Annotated in this window: 21 protein-coding genes and 1 tRNA gene; 12 read left to right on the top strand and 10 right to left on the bottom strand. The window is 59.7% G+C overall.

Going from position 1 to position 18,588, the window contains the following annotated elements:
• The first annotated feature begins 66 nt into the window (after positions 1 to 66).
• From H4I99_RS18930 to H4I99_RS18915, 4 genes are all read left to right on the top strand, one after another.
• Complete coding sequence (locus H4I99_RS18930; protein WP_163904687.1) at positions 67 to 918, top strand: 23S rRNA (adenine(2030)-N(6))-methyltransferase RlmJ; 852 nt, start codon at positions 67 to 69, stop codon at positions 916 to 918.
• 84 nt (positions 919 to 1,002) lie between these two features.
• Complete coding sequence (locus H4I99_RS18925) at positions 1,003 to 1,425, top strand: hypothetical protein (RefSeq protein WP_163904685.1); 423 nt, start codon at positions 1,003 to 1,005, stop codon at positions 1,423 to 1,425.
• Positions 1,426 to 1,447: 22 nt separating this feature from the next.
• Positions 1,448 to 2,182, top strand: a complete 735-nt coding sequence (locus tag H4I99_RS18920) for a ribonuclease T2 family protein (protein WP_163904683.1) — start codon at positions 1,448 to 1,450, stop codon at positions 2,180 to 2,182.
• A gap of 26 nt (positions 2,183 to 2,208) precedes the next feature.
• Positions 2,209 to 2,805 carry a glutathione S-transferase gene (locus tag H4I99_RS18915; protein ID WP_163904681.1) on the top strand — a complete coding sequence of 199 codons (597 nt, stop codon included), beginning with the start codon at positions 2,209 to 2,211 and terminating at the stop codon, positions 2,803 to 2,805.
• An 86-nt stretch (positions 2,806 to 2,891) separates the two neighbouring features.
• Here the strand turns inward: H4I99_RS18915 and H4I99_RS18910 are convergent, their stop codons facing one another.
• A complete protein-coding gene (locus H4I99_RS18910; RefSeq protein WP_163904679.1) occupies positions 2,892 to 3,536 on the bottom strand; it encodes an outer membrane protein in 645 nt (214 codons plus the stop codon).
• Positions 3,537 to 3,901: 365 nt separating this feature from the next.
• Here H4I99_RS18910 and H4I99_RS18905 point away from each other — a divergent pair, with 365 nt between their 5' ends.
• The 5 genes from H4I99_RS18905 to H4I99_RS18885 all read left to right on the top strand — a co-directional run bounded on the left by H4I99_RS18905 (position 3,902) and on the right by H4I99_RS18885 (position 8,231).
• On the top strand, positions 3,902 to 4,669 hold the full coding sequence (locus H4I99_RS18905; RefSeq protein WP_163904677.1) for an SDR family oxidoreductase: 768 nt from the start codon (positions 3,902 to 3,904) through the stop codon (positions 4,667 to 4,669).
• Positions 4,666 to 6,693 carry an excinuclease ABC subunit UvrC gene (gene uvrC / locus H4I99_RS18900; RefSeq protein ID WP_163904675.1) on the top strand — a complete coding sequence of 676 codons (2,028 nt, stop codon included), beginning with the start codon at positions 4,666 to 4,668 and terminating at the stop codon, positions 6,691 to 6,693. The genes H4I99_RS18905 and uvrC overlap by 4 nt, the downstream gene beginning before the upstream one ends.
• Positions 6,694 to 6,808: 115 nt before the next feature.
• Positions 6,809 to 7,444, top strand: a complete 636-nt coding sequence (gene pgsA, locus H4I99_RS18895) for a CDP-diacylglycerol--glycerol-3-phosphate 3-phosphatidyltransferase (RefSeq protein WP_163904673.1) — start codon at positions 6,809 to 6,811, stop codon at positions 7,442 to 7,444.
• A gap of 2 nt (positions 7,445 to 7,446) precedes the next feature.
• Positions 7,447 to 7,701: a molybdopterin converting factor subunit 1 gene (gene moaD, locus H4I99_RS18890; RefSeq protein WP_163904671.1), complete on the top strand. Its 255-nt coding sequence runs from the start codon at positions 7,447 to 7,449 to the stop codon at positions 7,699 to 7,701.
• 68 nt (positions 7,702 to 7,769) lie between these two features.
• The gene (locus tag H4I99_RS18885; protein WP_163904669.1) at positions 7,770 to 8,231 is read left to right on the top strand and encodes a molybdenum cofactor biosynthesis protein MoaE; all 462 of its coding nucleotides are present in this window, start codon (positions 7,770 to 7,772) and stop codon (positions 8,229 to 8,231) included.
• A 66-nt stretch (positions 8,232 to 8,297) separates the two neighbouring features.
• Here H4I99_RS18885 and H4I99_RS18880 read toward each other — a convergent pair whose 3' ends face one another.
• Positions 8,298 to 9,194, bottom strand: a complete 897-nt coding sequence (locus H4I99_RS18880) for a branched-chain amino acid ABC transporter permease (protein ID WP_163906241.1) — start codon at positions 9,192 to 9,194, stop codon at positions 8,298 to 8,300.
• Between the two features lie 59 nt (positions 9,195 to 9,253).
• On the opposite strand from H4I99_RS18880, the gene H4I99_RS18875 reads away from it, so the two are divergent.
• Both H4I99_RS18875 and H4I99_RS18870 read left to right on the top strand, forming a co-directional pair.
• Entirely contained in the window at positions 9,254 to 9,802 is a 549-nt protein-coding gene (locus H4I99_RS18875) for a CGNR zinc finger domain-containing protein (RefSeq protein ID WP_163904667.1), read from the top strand.
• Positions 9,799 to 10,323, top strand: coding sequence for a hypothetical protein (locus H4I99_RS18870; RefSeq protein ID WP_163904665.1), 525 nt, complete (start codon positions 9,799 to 9,801; stop codon positions 10,321 to 10,323). The genes H4I99_RS18875 and H4I99_RS18870 overlap by 4 nt, the downstream gene beginning before the upstream one ends.
• 21 nt (positions 10,324 to 10,344) lie before the next feature.
• Here the strand turns inward: H4I99_RS18870 and H4I99_RS18865 are convergent, their stop codons facing one another.
• The 7 genes from H4I99_RS18865 to H4I99_RS18835 form a co-directional block, all read right to left on the bottom strand.
• Entirely contained in the window at positions 10,345 to 11,376 is a 1,032-nt protein-coding gene (locus H4I99_RS18865) for a LacI family DNA-binding transcriptional regulator (protein ID WP_244625181.1), read from the bottom strand.
• 256 nt (positions 11,377 to 11,632) lie between these two features.
• On the bottom strand, positions 11,633 to 12,247 hold the full coding sequence (locus H4I99_RS18860; protein ID WP_163904661.1) for an alpha/beta hydrolase: 615 nt from the start codon (positions 12,245 to 12,247) through the stop codon (positions 11,633 to 11,635).
• A 17-nt stretch (positions 12,248 to 12,264) separates the two neighbouring features.
• Positions 12,265 to 13,254, bottom strand: a complete 990-nt coding sequence (locus H4I99_RS18855) for a glutathione S-transferase family protein (protein ID WP_163904659.1) — start codon at positions 13,252 to 13,254, stop codon at positions 12,265 to 12,267.
• Between the two features lie 12 nt (positions 13,255 to 13,266).
• Complete coding sequence (locus tag H4I99_RS18850; RefSeq protein WP_163904657.1) at positions 13,267 to 14,172, bottom strand: VOC family protein; 906 nt, start codon at positions 14,170 to 14,172, stop codon at positions 13,267 to 13,269.
• Between the two features lie 109 nt (positions 14,173 to 14,281).
• Positions 14,282 to 15,205, bottom strand: a complete 924-nt coding sequence (locus tag H4I99_RS18845; protein WP_163904655.1) for a LysR family transcriptional regulator — start codon at positions 15,203 to 15,205, stop codon at positions 14,282 to 14,284.
• A gap of 94 nt (positions 15,206 to 15,299) precedes the next feature.
• Positions 15,300 to 15,875, bottom strand: coding sequence for a DUF922 domain-containing Zn-dependent protease (locus tag H4I99_RS18840; protein WP_163906239.1), 576 nt, complete (start codon positions 15,873 to 15,875; stop codon positions 15,300 to 15,302).
• Between the two features lie 736 nt (positions 15,876 to 16,611).
• A tRNA-Pro gene (locus H4I99_RS18835) sits at positions 16,612 to 16,688 on the bottom strand.
• A 289-nt stretch (positions 16,689 to 16,977) separates the two neighbouring features.
• Between H4I99_RS18835 and H4I99_RS18830 the strand changes: the two genes are divergently transcribed.
• Positions 16,978 to 17,382: a hypothetical protein gene (locus tag H4I99_RS18830; RefSeq protein ID WP_163904653.1), complete on the top strand. Its 405-nt coding sequence runs from the start codon at positions 16,978 to 16,980 to the stop codon at positions 17,380 to 17,382.
• A gap of 141 nt (positions 17,383 to 17,523) precedes the next feature.
• Here the strand turns inward: H4I99_RS18830 and H4I99_RS18825 are convergent.
• Positions 17,524 to 18,587, bottom strand: a protein-coding gene (locus tag H4I99_RS18825) for an IS3 family transposase (protein WP_342345169.1) whose coding sequence is annotated in 2 segments (ribosomal slippage) — positions 17,524 to 18,365 and positions 18,365 to 18,587 — 1,065 coding nt in all. Because the reading frame shifts where the segments join, the coding sequence is not laid out codon by codon here.
• Position 18,588: the final 1 nt, after the last annotated feature.

The following is an 18,588-nucleotide window of genomic DNA, read 5'->3' as shown; positions in this document are numbered from 1 at the left end:
ATATTCCAAGCCCGAGAGCGCCAAAAGGCCCATTCCGACAAATCATCAAAACCATCAGGACGCCAGATGAACTATCGCCACATCTACCATGCAGGCAATTTTGCCGACGTGCTGAAGCATGCGGTGCTGGCCCGCCTGATCGTATACCTGCAGCAGAAAGACAAGGCCTTCCGCCTGCTCGACACCCATGCCGGCATCGGGCTCTACGATCTTTCCTCGGAAGAGGCCCAGAAAACAGGCGAATGGAAGGATGGCATCGGCAGGCTGCTGGAAGCTGAACTGCCCGCACCGGTCTCGGCCTTTCTCGCTCCTTATATCGAGGCCGTGCGCACGCTCAATCCGGACGGCTCCATCCGGCTTTACCCCGGTTCACCGAAGCTTTCGCGCATGCTCTTTCGCCCGCAGGACCGTCTGTCCGCGATGGAACTTCACCCGGACGACTGCCGCGCGTTGTCGCGTCTTTTCGAGGGCGACTATCAGGTGCGCGTGACCGAACTCGACGGCTGGCTGACGCTCGGTGCGCACCTGCCGCCGAAGGAAAAGCGCGGCATTGTTCTGGTCGATCCGCCTTTCGAGATCGATGGGGAATACGACCGGCTGGTTGATGGGCTTTCCAGAGCATCGCGGCGTTTTTCGACCGGCGTCTATTGCCTGTGGTACCCGATCAAGAAGGGTGCGCCGATCGCGGCCTTCCATCAGGCGCTCAAGGAACTTGAGATCCCCAAAATGCTCTGTGCCGAGCTTTCGGTTCGCAGCGACCGCGAAACGACCGGCCTTTCCGGCTCCGGCCTCATCATCGTCAACCCGCCCTACACGCTGAAGGACGAGTTGCATGCGGCGCTGCCGGAACTGAAGCGGGTGCTGGCGCAGGATCGTTTTGCCTCGCAGCGCTGCTTCTGGCTGAGGGGCGAGGAATAAGCCGCAGACGGAGACCGGGAAGCCGGATCCCTTGACGTTGCCGCCGTTTCTCAACATTGTGGCGGCTCATTGGGGAGATTCATCATGACGAACCGTCTGCTGATCCGCGCCGCGCTGTCGCTTGCCAGTCTCATGCCCCTAGCCGGTTTCATGTCAATTGCCATCGCGACGGAGAGCCTTGCGGCGACGCCATCCTGCGAGCAGGTCGCCGGTAATGTCAGTTCCCGCTTCGCGGTGAACAATCGCGAATTCCTCAAGGTCGATCTTGCCGTACAGGACTTCGGCAGCATTCATGAAAGCCGCTTCCAGCCTGCCGACGACACCCATCGCATCGAGCGCCGCTATTGCAATACGACGATCACCGGAACAGATGGCCACCGCCGCGCGCTCTGGTATGTGATCGAGAGCACCTGGGGGCTTGCCGGTGTCGGCCACTCCGTCGAATACTGCGCCAGCGGTCTCGACCCGTGGCATGTCTACGGCGCCCATTGCGCCTCGCTGCGCTAGGCAGGATTGATAGACGAACGCCATGTCCCGATATGCAGGTTTCATCGCCCTCGCCTTTCTGGCATTGGCCGCTCTCGCCTACGCCCTCCTGAAACCCGAGGGGAAACCAACCCTATCTCCGCCACAGAAGGAAAGTACGGCGCCGCCGCCCGCTGTGACACCATCCCCGGTGAAATTGCCGCGCGGAACCGGCTTCGATTACTACGTATTGGCGCTTTCCTGGTCACCGACCTTCTGTTCGCTCAATACGGGCGGCGGGAATCGCGATCAGTGTGGGCCATCGAAAAGTTATGGCCTGATCGTGCATGGCCTGTGGCCGCAATTCGAACGCGGCTATCCGGAATCCTGCGCGACAGACGCAGCACAACGCGTCCCGGAAGGCGTCGGTCGCCCCATGCTCGACATCATGCCCAGCATGGGGCTAATCGGGCATGAATGGCGCAAGCACGGAACCTGTTCCGGCCTCGGTCAGGCCGACTATTTCGCTGTCACCCGGGCCGCCTACGAGAAGGTCGCAGTACCCGCCGCCCTTGCAACAGCCCGAAAAGAGACAAGGATTTCGCCTGTGGTTCTGGAAACCCAGTTCCTCGACGCCAATCGTGGCCTCGATCCCCGCGGCATCGCCGTCACCTGCGAGGACGGCAAGCTCGACGAGATCCAGATCTGCCTGACGAAGGACCTCGAATTCCGCACCTGCCAGGACGTGGACCGTAACAGTTGCCGGCAACAGAGCATTACAATCCCGCCCCGGCGGTAAATACCGCACCAGAAAATGGATCACCCATGAAGCTGCTTTTCTCCTCCACCTCACCCTACTCCTCGAAGGTCCGCATGGCGGCCCGCTATCTCGGGATCGATCTCGACGAGATCACCGTCAACACCAATGACGATCCGCCGGTGCTGATCAACGCCAATCCACTCGGCAAGATCCCGGCCCTCGTTACCGACGACGGCGACGCCATCTTCGACAGCCGCGCCATCATGCATTATCTGCACCGCGTCTCCGGCAAGAGCCTTTACCCCAAGAAGGACGAAAAACGAACGGAAGCCGAAGTACTGGAGGCGCTATGCGACGGCATCAACGACTGCCTGCTGGCCATCGTCTACGAGAAGCGTTTGCGTCCGCCGGAACTGGTCAGCCAGGCGGTTATAGACCGGCAGTGGTCGAAGGTCGTTCGCGGTCTCGATCATCTCGAAGCCAACATGCCGAAGACCGGCAAGAAGCTGCATGGCGGCCACTTCGCCATGGCAAGCCTGCTCGGCTACCTGATGCTGCACTTTCCCGGCCAATGGGAAAATGGTCACACCGAACTGACGGCGTGGCCGGCCAAGTTCACCAAGCGCTTCGAGAATTACGGCGCGCTGCGGCCTCAGACGTGAGGTCCGGCGACTTGCACGACAAATTCAAGGCAACAAAAAAGCCGGGCTCGCGCCCGGCTTTTTCATGAGTTCGATCCTGACAAGGATCAAAACTTGATGCCCATACCGACCTTGACGCTGTGGTCGTCAAAGCCCTTGGTAACCTTCGTACCGTCGAGGTCGAAGTCACGCTTCTGGTAGTCGCTATAGCGATACTCGACACGCGCCATGACATTGTCGGTGACCATGGCTTCAACACCGGCACCGACGGTGTAACCAGCGGCAAGGCGCTCGTCGGAGTCGGTGGCGCTCTTCAGTTCATTGTTGGTAACGGCAAGACCGGCTGTACCGTATACAAGGAACGGATTCATGTCGTAACCGACGCGGCCACGGATCGAGCCGTTGACACCCTGGGTGCCCTTGTAGCCAGCACCGGCATTGCCATCTTCGCCAGCATAACCGATGTCGGCTTCACCACCGTAAACGATCTGGCCGTTCTGCATGTTGTAACCGCCGTAGACGGCGCCGCCCAGACCCTTGGCATCACGGTTCTTTGCACCGTCGAACTTGCCGAAGTCGTAGGTAGCCATACCGCCCACATAGGCGCCGGACCAGTTGCCAGCCGGAGCTGCATAGTTGTCCGTGGCGGCCGGAGCCTCCGGAATCTGGTCGATGGCGTCGGCGGCACTTGCAACCTGGATAGCAGCAAAGCTCGTAGCGGAAGCCAGAAGAATCATAGTGAGGGTACGCATAATAGTCTCCTTTCAGTTCACTGCCGCGCTTAATCCTTACAAGCAGCGGCGAGAACGATAGTTAGAAATCCCTGCCCGTTCCGAAGGAATAGATGGCGGTGAAATGAGGAATTGAAAGAGCCAAAATATGAAATGATTGTGGCACACCAGTGACCAAAATGGGATGTTGCTTTAAAACAACAGGAAATTTGTTAACCATAACAAACCATAAACGCAAAATTACTGAATTCAACCCAAATTAAACTTAAGTTAATCAAAGTATTTCCCAGGCATTTGATGCGAAAAGATTTTCGCACCCCCTGTGCAACGCACCGCCACACGACATATATGCCCAGCAGCATCACAGGTAATCGGGTTGGATCGTAATGAAAGCAAGCATACCGAAGACAGCTCTGGTGACCGGTTCCGCAAAGAGACTTGGTGCAGCCATTGCGGAAGACTTGGCGCGCCACGATTTTGCCATCGCAATCCATGGCAACGGATCGTTTGCAGAGGCCGAGGAGCTTGCCGCACGATTACGCGCCGAAGGATGCAAGGCGATCGCCCTGAAAGCCGATTTGTGTGACGCCTATGAAACTGCAGAATTGATGAGGATGGCGACAGCGGAACTTGGACCGGTCGGTCTTCTGGTCAACAACGCCTCGGTTTTCCTCGAAGACAGCGCCGAGAACTTCAATGCCGACCATTTCTCCCAACACTTCGACCTCCATGTGCGAGCGCCCTCGATCCTCTCAGCCGCCCTCCTCCAGCAATTGCCGCCCGATGCCCATGGCCTGATCGTCAACATCATCGACCAGCGGGTTCTGGCGCTGACGCCAAGATTTTTTTCCTATACATTGTCGAAGTCGGCGCTGATGACGGCGACTCACACCATGGCGCAGGCCTTTGCCCCGCGTGTCAGGGTGAATGCGATCGGTCCCGGACCGACGCTGAAGAGCGCGCGTCAGGCGGAAGCCGATTTTCAGGCACAGATCGATGCGCTGCCGCTTGAACAGGGTCCGCGGCTGGAGGAATTCGGGCGGACGATCCGCTTTCTTTTTGACACACCGTCGATCACCGGCCAAATGATTGCGCTGGACGGCGGGCAACATCTCGCCTGGCGAGTGCCGGGCGCCACGGAGATCAATGAATGACCGGAGGAAAGCTGCCGGATGGCGGCATTCTCTACGACGAAACGGAAGAGGAAGACGATGACGCCATCGTCGAACCGGAAGCTCCGCAAGCCGCGACCGCCATCGACTGGAACGAAGGCGGAGCCAGCCATGAGGGGCTGACAGGTGCTGCGCTGATCGGAGAATTCGTCAAGCAGTTGCCGAACGGCCCCGGCGTCTACCGCATGCTGAATTCCGATGGCGACGTTCTTTATGTCGGCAAGGCGCGCAGCCTGAAGAAGCGCGTCAGCAACTATGCGCAGGGACGGCTCCATTCCAACCGGCTGACGCGCATGGTGCGCGAGACCGTGCACATGGAATTCGTCACGACCCGGACCGAGGTCGAGGCGCTGCTGCTGGAAGCGAATCTGATCAAGCGCTTACGGCCGCGCTTTAACGTGCTGCTTCGCGACGACAAGAGCTTTCCCTACATCCTGATCACCGGCGACAGCCGCGCTCCCGCGATCTACAAGCATCGCGGCGCGCGAGCGCGCAAGGGCGACTATTTCGGCCCCTTCGCTTCCGCCAGCGCGGTTGGCCGCACGATCAACTCTCTGCAACGGGCGTTTCTGCTGCGCACCTGTACCGACAGCGTGTTCGAGACGCGCACGAGGCCGTGCCTGCTCTATCAGATCAAGCGCTGCTCTGCCCCGTGCACCCACGAAATCAGTGACGAAGGCTATGCCGGTCTCGTCAAGGAGGCCAAGGACTTCCTTTCCGGCAAGAGCCAGAACGTCAAGGAGGCCATGGCGCGGTCCATGAACGAGGCGGCCGAGGATCTGGACTTCGAGCGTGCCGCCGTGTTCCGCGACCGCCTTGCCGGGCTCTCCCATGTCCAGAGCCATCAGGGCATCAATCCCGCCGGCGTCGAAGAGGCCGATGTCTTCGCCATCCATCACGAGGGCGGGCTTTCCTGCATTCAGGTCTTCTTCTTCCGCACCGGACAGAACTGGGGCAACCGCGCCTATTTCCCGAAGGCAGACCCGCAGCTCACCGGAGCCGAGGTGCTCAACGCCTTCTTGGCACAGTTCTACGACGACAAGCCCTGTCCCCGGCAGATCCTCCTCTCCGAAGCCATCGAGGAGCAGGATCTGCTGGCGACGGCGCTCACGGAGAAGACCGGACACAAGGTCTCGATCCTCGTGCCGCAGCGGGGCGAGAAAAAGGATCTGGTGGATCATGTCAGCGCCAATGCGCGCGAGGCCCATGGCCGCAAGCTCGCCGAGACGGCTTCGCAGTCGCGCCTGCTTGCAGGTTTCGCGGAGACCTTCGGCCTTGCCTACGTCCCGCGCCGGATCGAGATCTACGACAACTCCCACATCATGGGCACCAATGCCGTCGGCGGCATGGTCGTGGCGGGGCCGGAAGGCTTCATCAAGGGACAGTACCGCAAGTTCAACATCCGCTCGACCGACATCACACCGGGCGACGACTTTGGCATGATGCGCGAGGTGATGACGCGGCGGTTCTCACGCCTGCTGAAGGAAGAAGGCAAGCCGGACCGTTCGGCTCCCGTAGACGATTCGGCAGACGCCCCCTTCCCGGCATGGCCCGACGTGATCCTCATCGATGGCGGCCAGGGCCAGATGACTGCGGTGCGCGCCATACTCGACGAACTCGGTATCCGCGACTGTGTGACAGCCATCGGCGTAGCCAAGGGCGTTGACCGCGACGCAGGCCGCGAACGCTTTTTCGCAGAGGGCAAGCCCGACTTTACCCTGCCGCCACGCGACCCGGTTCTCTATTTCATCCAGCGCCTGCGCGACGAGGCCCACCGATTTGCAATCGGTTCACACCGGGCTCGCCGCAAGAAGGAAATGGCGAAAAACCCGCTCGACGAAATCTCGGGGGTCGGACCGACTCGCAAAAGGGCTCTGCTCCAGCATTTCGGCACCGCAAAGGCCGTTTCGCGTGCCGCCATGTCCGACCTTCTGGCGGTCGACGGCATTTCGGAAGCCGTGGCGCGTCTGGTCTACAATCACTTCCATGAAAACGCCGCAGACTGACGTCACGAAGCATGTGACAGGCGGCGTTTTCTTATAGACGATTCAAAAAACTTGGGTTGACGCTACAGGTTTAAAGCCGTCATCTACGAACGAAATCTTCCGGCAGCAGGGCATCATGGCATCGCGCGCATACAATCTTCCGAATATCCTGACATACGCGCGCATCGTGGCCGTGCCGATCATCGTTCTCTGCTTCTTCGTCGAGGGCAAGCTGCAGAGTTCCGACTTCGCCCGCTGGACGGCGCTGTGGCTCTTCATCATCGCCTCGATCACAGACTTCTTCGATGGTTATCTCGCCCGCATCTGGAACCAGACGTCCAATATCGGCCGCATGCTCGACCCGATCGCCGACAAGCTGCTCGTCGCCTCGGTCCTGCTGCTGATGGCGGCTGATGGCACAATCGCCGGCTGGACGATCTGGGCGGCGATCATCATCCTGTGCCGCGAAATCCTCGTTTCCGGCCTTCGCGAATATCTTGCAGCACTCACGGTCTCGGTCCCGGTGACCCGCATCGCCAAGTGGAAGACGACGATCCAGATGGTCGCCATCGCTCTCTTGCTGGCCGGTTCGGCGGGCGATGCCTATGTCGACCGCCTCATCCATGGCGTATCTGCGGCGGGCGATGTCCAATCCGTCCTGCCGATCGTCACATATGCCGGCATCTTCATGCTGTGGATCGCTGCTGCACTGACCATGTACACGGGCTACGACTACTTCAAGGCCGGCGTGAAGCACATCGTGGACGAATAGGGATGGTGAAACTCGTCTATTTTGCCTGGGTGCGGGAACGAATCGGCAAGGGCGAGGAAGAGATCGAGCTTCCCGCCGACGTGAGGACGGCAGGCGACCTGATCGCCCATCTCGCGACGCTTGGCGAGGAATACGAAAACGCCCTCCAGTTTCCCGAGGCCATTCGCGTGGCGATCAACCAGGAACATGTGGAGCATGACGAACCCATCGCGGGTGCGCGCGAGATCGGCCTGTTCCCCCCGATGACCGGTGGGTGATCCGGGGGACTTCAGGCAGGCATACCGCATCCGCCTGCGTTTCCGGTGAAGACATCAAGGAAGAGAGCATGACCATCCTTCCGACCATCCGCGTGCAATCCACGGATTTCGACGTTGCGACGGAGACGGCTGCGATCACCAACGGCCGCCGGGATATCGGCGCACTCGTCTCCTTTACCGGCCTTTGCCGCGACGAGGGTGGAGCGCTTACCGCGCTTGAACTGGAACACTATCCCGGCATGGCCGAGGCCGAGATGCGCCGAATCGCGCTGGAGGCCATCGAGCGCTTCCAGTTGCAGGCCCTCACCGCCATCCACCGTTTCGGACGCATTGAATCCGGCGAGCAGATCGTGCTGGTCATCGCCGCCTCGCCGCATCGGCAGGCTGCCTTCGACGGCGCCAACTTCGTGATGGACTATCTAAAGACTGCCGCCCCTTTCTGGAAGAAGGAACACATGCAGGATGGCACGAGCGGCCAGTGGGTCAGCGCCAAGGATGCCGACGATCGTGCTCGCGACAAGTGGAGCTGATGCAATTCCAGAAAAGGTGTGCAGCGGCTTTGCGTCCGGAATTGCGTAAAAAAGAGATCGAGCCTTTCAGGGAATGACGCGTTCCCGACGGCTTGCCACCAGTAACAGCACCAGCGCTGAAATAATCGCGGCATCCCGCCAGAGGATGGGTGCATAGCCGCTCCATAGCGTTTCCGATAGACCCACGACGGCTGCTCCAGCCGCCGATTTCAACGGCACGGAGTAACCACCAACCGCGGCAATCAGCACGACTTTGAGGCCGAATAGCAGGCCTGAGGCAAAATCCATCGAGCCATAATAAGACGTTGCGAGGGTGCCGCAGATCGCGGCAATCGATGCTGCGGCCACATAGGACAGCACGAAGACGCCATCGGCATTCACGCCGCAAAGGCGCGCGGCGCGCGGATCGTCCGCAACTGCCCGCCAGTCCCTGCCCAAACGCGTGCGTGCCATCAGCAGATGCCCCAGGGCCAAGAGGCCGGCCATGAGTACGACACTACCGATTTGTATAACCGTCAGGCCGACATCGCCTCCTTCCCCCTGCCAGAAGACGACGCGCGCGTTCAGAAAGGGAGAGAGCCAGAGTTCACGGCTGTTCATCGACAGACGCATGATTTCCGAAAGCAGGATGACCAGCGCCAGAGACGCCACGATAACCGCGTTGGTGCTCGCGCCATGCAACGGGCGCAGCACATGCCGGACAATGCTCCAGCCGGCAACAGTCGTATAAAGAAACGAAGCGGCAGCCGCGAGCGCCAGTGTGGCCGGCAATATGAGGAACAGCCTGTTCCAGCCGATATGCGCGAACAGCAGGAATACCTGTCCCGCAAAGGCAAACAAAGCGCCGTAGGTGATATCCGGGCGGCGCGTCATGCCGAAGGCCAACGCATAACCAAACGCCAGCGCCGCATAGAGCGCGGAAATCGGCAAGGCATTCGCCAGTTGCTGCAACAGGTAGGTCATCATTTCCTCCTGTCATTTTTTATAACTAGTAAAGTTTATTTTACCAGTTATAATTCCGCATGACCTTTTCTTGGACCCCTCACCGTTTTGCTGGCGGCGCGCTGGCGCTTGATGTCGCGAACAGCGTCATCCTGCGCTTCGATGCGGCCCGCACCATCGACCGCTTCGCAGAGCATGGTCAGATGGACGCGTTCGCTGCTGCGGCCTCAACCTTCTCCGCGGAGAAGGCACTGTTCGGCGAACTCGTGGCAACACCTCCGGAAAACAGGCAGGGGCTGATCGCCTTGCGAGAGGCGATCGATCGCTATTTTCGCCAACGCACACTGGGCACAAACAACCGCCAGCTTCTCGCCGATCTGCTGGACGCGGTTGCCGACGCTCTGAGGTCGGCAACGAGCGAACAATCGCTGGAATCCGCAACGGCGCACTCCTCGCTGGCGTTGATCAGTGCACCCCAGCCGGAGCGCATGAAAATCTGCGGTAATTGCGGCTGGCTGTTTCTCGACAAGAGCAAGAACCGAAGCCGCATTTGGTGCGACATGGCGGTTTGCGGCAACCGTGTGAAGGCAAGCAGGCACTACCGCAAGCAGAAGGACGACCATTCATGACCGCCCGCACTGCATGCGTCGTACTTCTGCTCTCCCTCGTCCTGCCGCTTGCAGGTTGCCAGCGCGAGGAGGAAGGACCGCTTGCGATCTCCGGCAAGGTCTTTGTCTTCAACTATCGGGTTGCTAGGGCCACTTATCTGCTGACCCTTGCCCGCAACGCACCCCTGCCTGATGAAAGCTATGCGGAGGCCACGTTCGAGAACCCGGCGGGAGGCGAACCGCTCAGGATTCGGGAGAAGATCTTCCCCTTCTGGGACAAGGTCACGCTGGAAAGCCCCGCGCTCCATTGCGTGCGCAAGGAGCATCCCTATGCCGTCTCGATCCGAATCGTCAACGCCTCGGGAAAGCTGCTTCAATCCTTGGAGACGACCGTCATCTCCAGCATGGACCAGAGCGTGCTACCGGCGAAGCCGCTGGTAATCGGGCCGGTCTACACGGAAAATCCGGAGGTTTTCAAAGCCGACGGAACCATGGACTTTTCGCCGGAAAAGGGATGCGACTACGGCGACAAGCAAGGCTAGAGTCAAACGTCAAGGCTGGCTTCAGTAACGGGCCGTCGTCTCACGCTCGACCAGATGGAAACCCAGATCGATCTGAGCTTCCGGCTGGTTGCCGCTGCCGGAGGCGCGCACGATCATGTCGACCGCCCTGTAGCCGATCTCGTAACGGGGCACGCGCACCGTCGTCAGGCTCGGTTTCGACACGTTCGCATATTCAAGATCGTTGAACCCGCAGATGCCGAAATCCTCGGGCAACCGGATGCCGCGACGCTGGCATTCGAACAGCACGCCCAGGGCTATATCGTCATTATGACAGAATGCGGCATCGGCATCCGGCGCCTGCCGCAGCAGGCGTTCGAGCAGATGGCCCCCCAGGCCGACACTGGTATGCGCATCGAGCGAGAACACCAGCTCGGGGTCGTATAATCCCGCCTTCTCCATGACGGTGCGATAACCATCGAAACGACGCCGGCTGCGAATATCCCATCGACCGCCCAATAATGCGATCCGGCGAAAACCGCGCTCGATCAGGTGCGCGGTCGCCGTTTCGGCGGCGAAGCGGTGACTGATACCAATCGACATGTCCACGGGGTCGCCATTGACGTCCATGATCTGCACCACAGGGCAAGGCGCCTTGCGCAACAGGTCCAAGACATCCGGGTGTTCTTCAACGCCCGCAATGATAATCCCCGACGGATTCTGGGCAAAGAACAGCCGCAACTGCCTGATCTCGTCGGCCGGTTCAAAGTGAGTGTTGGCATACTGGATGCGCATATCGGTAGAGCGGACACGATCCTCGATGCCGCGCATGATGCCAATGAAGGAATAATTCGTCAGCGCCGGCGACAACACGCCGATGATTCCGCTGTTCTGGCTGGCCAGCGCCCTCGCCGCGAAATCGGGGACATAGCCCATGCTCTCGACGAATTTCATTATGGTTTCGCGAAGCGCCGGCGACACCTTTTCAGGATTGCGCAGCGCCCTCGAAACCGTGATCGAACTCACCCCCGCTGCGGTTGCCACATCGAGAAGCGTTACCCGTTCCTGCCGTTGACGTCGCCGCCTCGTGCCCAATGTCCACCCGCCGGAATATCGCCGCCCGTCGGCTGCCGGACACCGCGCCACGCCGGCGCATGCATCTCCCCAATCGGCAACCATTAATTGTGCAGGATATCGGAGTTCGGTATCGACCGCAATCGAACCGTTGTGGAAAACCGGGCAGTTCCGCTCCCCAAGAGTTGGGGGGATTACGTTAAATGCCGTAGGGGCCCCAAAAAGGTCAACGCTTTCAAGGAGGGGCTTCTATACCCCTCCAGTGCTTCGGTCACATTCAGGCAAGATGCTCCGCAAGGAAGACGCCGGCCCTGTCGAGACCGGGAGCAGAGATCGAATGCCCGAGGCCCGGAACGATAAGCGTTTCGACTGGAACACCGAGTGCCTTCAGGCGTTTTTCGGCGGCCTGCGTTTCCCCGACGGGAATGACGCTATCCATAGTGCCGTGCTGCAGCAATACCGGAACGGAAGGAACAGTTTCCGCGATATCATCAGTGGCGAGACGGCCGGAGAAGCCGACGATTGCCCCGACCGGCCACCTGCCGGAAACAAGGGCATCGAGCGCCATGATCGTGCCCTGCGAGAAGCCGACGAAAGCCACCCGATCCAGACGACGGGAAAACCCATGCTTTTTGATGGGTTCGCTCACGACCGCGTCGAAGGCGCCGCGCGCTGCCCGGATCCTCTCGGCACGATTCTCGGGCGTTACGCCGGCAACACTAAACCACTGGTAGCCAGAGTTGAAATCGCAGGGCTGCGAGCCATTCGGCGATTCGAACGCGACACCGGGCAATGCCGGCGCCATGGCCGGCGCAAGCGCGGCAAGGTCGGCACCGTTGGAGCCGACGCCATGCAGGAAGATCACAAGGGCTTTTGCCTCAGAATTCGTCATTGTCTTTTCCAGTAGAGTTAGGCGGAGGGACGGGTGGTGGCGAGTTCAACCGGGTAGAGGCCAGGCAGATCCGGCCCGACGGGCACGATGCCGTTCGGGTTGAGCGCCTTGATGGAATAGTAGCCCTGCTTGATGTGGTCGATGTTGACCGTGTCGGCGACGCCCGGAACGGCCAGCATGCGGTGCAGATAAGCGTTCAGCGCCGGATAATCTGCGATCCGCTTCAGGTTGCACTTGAAGAGGCCGAAATAGGCGGCGTCGAAACGCACCAGCGTGACGAACAGGCGAATATCGGCTTCGGTCAGGCTGGAGCCGAAGAGATATGGCCCACCGGCGGAGAGCCGGTCTTCCAGCGCGTTCAGCATGGAAAAGACGTCCACGAACGCTTCCTCATAGGCAAGCTGGGTCGTGGCAAATCCCGCGCGATAAACCCCGTTGTTGAGGCGCGGGTAGATGCGATCGTTCAGGGCGTCGATCTGATCGCGCAGCGGTTCCGGATAAAAGTCGAAGGTATCGTCCGCGAGGTCGCCGAAGCCCGTATTCAGCATACGCAGGATATCGGCCGATTCGTTGTTGACGATCGTCTTGCGCTCCTTGTCCCAAAGCACCGGCACCGTCGCGCGGCCGGTATAATGCGGGTCCGCGCTGGTGTAGATCTGGTGCATGTAGGTGGCGCCATTCAGAGCATCGAGGTTCGAACCGGGATAGGTTCCAAACTTCCAGCCTTCGGCGGCCAGCGCCGGCTCCACGACGGATACAGAAATCACATCCTCAAGCTTCTTGAGCTTGCGGCCGATCAGCGTACGCGAGGCCCAGGGACAAATCAGTGCGACATAGAGGTGATAGCGGCCAGCTTCAGCCTTGAAACCGCCCTCGCCCGTCGGGCCGGCGCTGCCGTCCGGCGTGACCCAGTTGCGAAAACCCGAGATCTGCCGCACGAAGCCACCCTTGGCATCGGTCGCTTGAACGGGGTGCCATTCGGCGGTCCACTTTCCATCTACCAGCATGTCTCAGTCTCCTTACTTGCTGCCGGGTTCGCGGGCATCGAAGGTGATCTTCGTGCCCCAGGGATCGGCGATTGTGAAATCCGCAGCACCTGCATCCGCGCCGAGATGCGCCCGAACGGGGTCTGCAAAACGCCCGCCCGCCAGAAACACCACGCTTTCCAGCCCTGTGCTCGGATAGCTGCGCGGACCCGCTCCACGGCTGTTCCAGATATTGGTCGCAACGTGGTGGTGATAGCCATTAACGGCATAGAAGGTGCCGCCCGGATACCGGCTGGTGACGTCGAGACCGAGGACACCATTATAAAAGGCCTCGGCGGCATCTATAGCCCCCACCTGCAGGTGCACATGGCCAACGACAGAACCTTCGGGAAATCCCTTCCAGCGGTCATTGCCGGCCGTTGCAAGAATGCTCTCGATGTCGAGTTGATCGGAGGGCATGTGGACATGCCCGTCCCGCCAGCGCCATTCGAGAATGGGGCGGTCAGTGTAGATTTCGACGCCGTTGCCCTCGGGATCGGAGAGATAAAGCGCCTCGCTGACTGCGTGGTCGGAAGCGCCGACCACCCTGGCCTGCGTTTCGATCGCATGGCGGATCCAGCGTCCGAGATCGGAACGGGCCGGCAGAAGGAAAGCCGTGTGGAAAAGCCCCGCCTCACGCGGCGAACGACGGCGGGCGGATGCATCGCGGCGCAGTTCGAGCAGCGTCTTGCCGCCAGCGCCGAGTTCAACCGAAGCGGCATCGCCCTTCAACAGGTGAAGACCGACAGACTGCTGATAGAAGCTGCTGACGGCGTCTAGATCATTGACGGTGAGAACGACCTTGCCGATGGCAAAGCGGTCGTCATTGACGGCGTTCACAGCACCGGCCTTGCCGGATTGGTCCTGCTGGACCGAGGAATTGATAGCGGTATCGACCATGAGAAATCTCCCAGACAGATCGAACGTAAATTCGTCTGGGATCGATATGCATCATTTCCATTCAAAATATTATCCCATTTGATGGACGAAAATTACGTCCAAAATGGAATTAATTCACCCGCCAGCCGAGATCCCATGGCGGTTCGCCGCGGAAACGGTCGGCAAGGAAATCGACGAGGACACGCACTTTGGCCGCCAGATAGCGGCCGGGAGGATAGAGAGCGTAGAGACCATGGGGCTCGTCCTCCATGCCGGGAAAGAGCGGATGCACATTGCCGGCGACGAGAGCAGTCCCTGCAACGAAGCTCGGCACCCGTGCAATCCCCAGCCCAGCCTCTGCCGCCGAAAGACAGGCCTCCGCGTTGGAGAACCGCATTCTGCCTTGCACGGAAACGGACACGACATCATCCCCGTCCCTTTTCCCGAACCGCCACTGAAGGGGATCGCGGAAGTTGGTGTCGACAATGCAGGCGTGGTCGACCAGTTCCGCCGGCGTTGTCGGCGTCCCGTGGCCGGCGAGATAGGCCGGGGACGCGATAACCACGATGCGGATGGGGCAAAGTCTGCAAGCAATCAGCGTGCTGTCCGCGGGGCGACCGATGCGCACGGCGACATCGAAACCTTCTTCCACCAGATTGACGGGCCTGTCGGAGAAACTCACATCGATCTGGATATCCGGATATTGCTCAGCAAACATATTGAGCAACGGCGCAAGCTGCCGGGTGCCGAAGGTGATGGGCGCAGCAATTCTCAAAAGGCCGGAAGGTGCGGCGGAGACATTGCGCACGGACGCATCGAGCTGGTCGAATTCTTCAAGCAGCGCCCTCGCCCTCTCGCAATAGGACGTGCCGGCCTCGGTGGGGGACAACACCCGCGTGGTGCGCTTGATGAGCTGTACTCCAAGGTCGGACTCCAGGCGTGAAACCAGCTTGGACGCCTGACTGCTGCTGGTGCCAAGGCGCGCGGCGCCGGCGGCAAAACTGCCGGTATCCATGACGGCGACAAACATGCGAATGCAATCGAGTCGATCCATGCCCTGTGGTTCTCCAGCCCTCCCCAGATAGAAGACTAGCCCTATATCGTGACCTCGGAAAAGTCCGTTAGCATCCGGACGGGCTTTTCGTTCATCAGCCGTTGACCAGCGCAAGAATGAGCTGGTGGACATTGCCGCCGTTGCTCATTTCGGCGCGGTCGAAATCTCGGCTCTGCTGCCGTTCGGCGCGGGACAGTTCACCCAGCTTGCCCGTCAGCTCGGTGCGGATCTTCTTGCAGCCCGGATCGTCGGCAACGGTCAGGCCGACCGAGACAGCCTCGATCTTGTGGACGAGGTCCTTGATGAAATCGCCATGCACGCGCTCATGCGCCTGAATGCCCGCATAGAAACGATCCCATTTCTGCTTTACGGCTGGCGGCAGGGAATTGGCAGGCTTGGGCAGGGTGTAGGTGATGATGAGTTTTGGTACCGCGCTCGCAAGGACGCAGGATGCGCCGCGCTGCTGGTAATCCCGCCTCCATGTGAGCTTGAATCCCGTGTGAGCGATCGCCCGCACGTCGCCGCCGATCACCGGGCCTCGCTCACCTATGGAAGCGTAGAGCTCGGGACCCGAATGTCCGCGGACCGAATAGGTTTCGATTTTCTCGATTGCCTGCCACGCGCTCTGCGCGGCGGTGGGCATCGCGGCAAACACCGCTGCGGCCGTCATCAAGCCGAAAATCAATGCGCTCTTCACAAAAAACCCCTGAACAAAAAAACTGACTGCAACGCACTACGTCGCCGGTAATCGCAATCACCTGCAGCGACCTCGATTAATCGAGGGAAACAGCGGGAAAATCCAGCGCATTGCGGCTGTTATTTCCGCATTCGGTTGTTGAGAACCTGCTCACGAAGCATTTCAACAGAGGTTTCGGACCATGAATCCGCCCATTCCGGTTCATTTCGGCACAACCGAACAACAGTCGTTCACTCGGGTTTAGGGACCACATCAAGTGGTTGTGAAACCAGCATAATTCGATGATGCGCTTGCGAAATGAACTGCTATCAGAGTGCCAGCCACCATGATGGTGGTCAGGGACCCGCAGTCCCCCTACCCCTTAAACTTGCGGGTCCCGCCCTGGTCGTAAATTTTTCAGCCGTTTCGATAAGCGACGATTGCAGCGAAGCGAATAGTCAAAAATTCATACTGCGGAAAACGCCACCCGCTCAGACCAGCGCGAAGCCAGTAGCGACGCCCGGCGAAACGCATCCCTCCTTCGAAAAACGCGGATCCTGAAACGACAAAACAGATCCTCGGCGGGTCTGCCGGAGCTTTCGCGGAAGGTTCTTCATACAGGTGCAGAACAGGCGACATCCCGACGACGGAACATGAACAACATGCCAGCCGTAAGGCTATATTTCTATTTCTCTATCGGGAAAACCTGTTCGGGATCAGGTACTTAAACTGGTCGGAGTGGAGTGATTCGAACACTCGACCCCCACGTCCCGAACGTGGTGCGCTACCAGACTGCGCTACACTCCGTGACCAGTGGCGCCTCTATAGTCCAGCCTTTTTTGTTGCACAAGCGGGTTGGAGGAAAAATTCCGAGAAAAATGAAAATTTCACGACAGGCTGTCCGCCCGCCCCTGATTTGCGGGCCGGCAAACGTGGCACGGCGGCATCATCAAGAAAAATTGCACGGACTCCCGTCACTTATGATTTTCACGACCTTCGTTTGGGGATAAAGCCGTAGATGCGAGACGCCGGCGGGCCAGGGGAATTGGGACCGAGGACAGGCAGGCTCGCAAACAAGAGCTCAAGGGACAGAGACATGAATTTCCGCGTGATCACCATGGCAGGCGTCTTGCTGGCGCTTGCCGGCTGCACAACAACGAGCATTAGCAAGAACGGCATCGAGTCGCGCTGGAACGGCCAGCCGGCCGGAGCCTTCTTCGCCAAGTTCGGCCCGCCGACGGCCGATACCGCAAGCGGCGGAACCACTCTCTACACATGGCGCGGCGGCTACAAGACCCGCACGGTTGCGGCAGTCTACGAAGATCTCGGCGACGGCAAAAAGGGCAAGCTCCTGAAGCCGGCCCGTTCGGAATACCTGCGTTGCGAAGTTCAGCTCACGGTTTCTTCCGATTACGTGATCCGCAGCGTCCGCACGCTTCTCGACAAGCCGGGCACCGACGGCGGCAAGAGCTACTGCGAAGAGTTCCTGACGGCCGAATAAGCCACGATCTTCAAGTGGCACAGCAAAGCCCCCGAAGGCGGTTCGGAGGCTTTTTTTTCGACCATGCACAAAGACTGCTCCTTCCGGCGTGCTCTGAGACCGAACCTTGGATCGCCGGAAGCTGGAGTTTTCCGACTTTGATCACGATGGCCGGCTGGTTGTGCCACCGGGATTATGCAGGTCAATCGGGACGTTATAGCCGATCGCCGAGTGAGGACGTTCCTCGTTATAGTATCGACGCCAAGTCTCCAACTTTTCGCGCGAATCCGCAAGGGTCAGGAACCAATGGGCGTTTAGACACTCCGCCCGCAGCTTGCTGTTGAAGGCCTCGATGAAGCCGTTGTCCGTCGGCTTACCAGGCCGAGAGAAGTCCAAGGTGACGTTGTTGGCATAGGCCCACAGGTCGAGATCACGAGAGATGAACTCACTGCCGTTATCCACCCTTATCGTCTTCGGATAGCCGGTCTTCCTACAGATGCCTTCCAAGGTCTGGACCACGTCTTCGCCTCGATAGGTGAAGCGGGCGTCGGCGGCCGGACAGTAACGCGAGTGCGTATCGACCACGGTCAGGATGCGCAGCTTCTTACCGGTGGCGAGCTGGTCGTGAACGAAGTCCATTGCCCAAACATCGTTCGGACCGACAGCTTCCTGCCGATCGTCCCGAAGCTTGGCCTTCACCCGGCGCTTCGGATGCTTGTTGCGCAGCTGAAGACCCAACTCGCTGTAAATCCTGCGTGTCTTCTTCATGTTGATCTTCCATCCATCGCGGAGCAGGTGGACATGGACGCGCCGATAGCCGTACCGCACGCGCGTCTCGCAGATCTCCTTGATGCGTCGTTCGAGTGGGGCCTGTCCGGTGCGACGGGATTTGTAATGGTAGGTCGACGTGTCGAACCTCAGGACCTTGCAGGCCCGTCGGATCGAGATGCCCCAATCCACCAGCATCCCGTCTATCAGTTTGCGCTGCCTGACAGGCCTCAGAGCTTTCGGCGGATGACATCCTGGAGCATCTCGCGGTCCAGTGTCAGATCGGCGACGATCTTCTTGAGCCTGGAATTCTCATCTTCCAGAGCTTTCAATCGGCGCATCTCGTCCGGCAACAGGCCCGCATACTTCTTGCGCCAATTGAAATAGGTCGCCTGGCTGATCCCGGCCTTGCGGCAAATCTCCGCAACCGGCACTCCGTCATCGCCTTGCTTCAGAATG

Source organism: Paenirhizobium daejeonense (genome assembly GCF_014280875.1).
Classification (GTDB): Bacteria; Pseudomonadota; Alphaproteobacteria; order Rhizobiales; family Rhizobiaceae; genus Allorhizobium; species Allorhizobium daejeonense.
The sequence above is the reverse complement of the archived record's forward strand: the minus strand, read 5'-3'. Positions and strand labels throughout refer to the sequence as shown.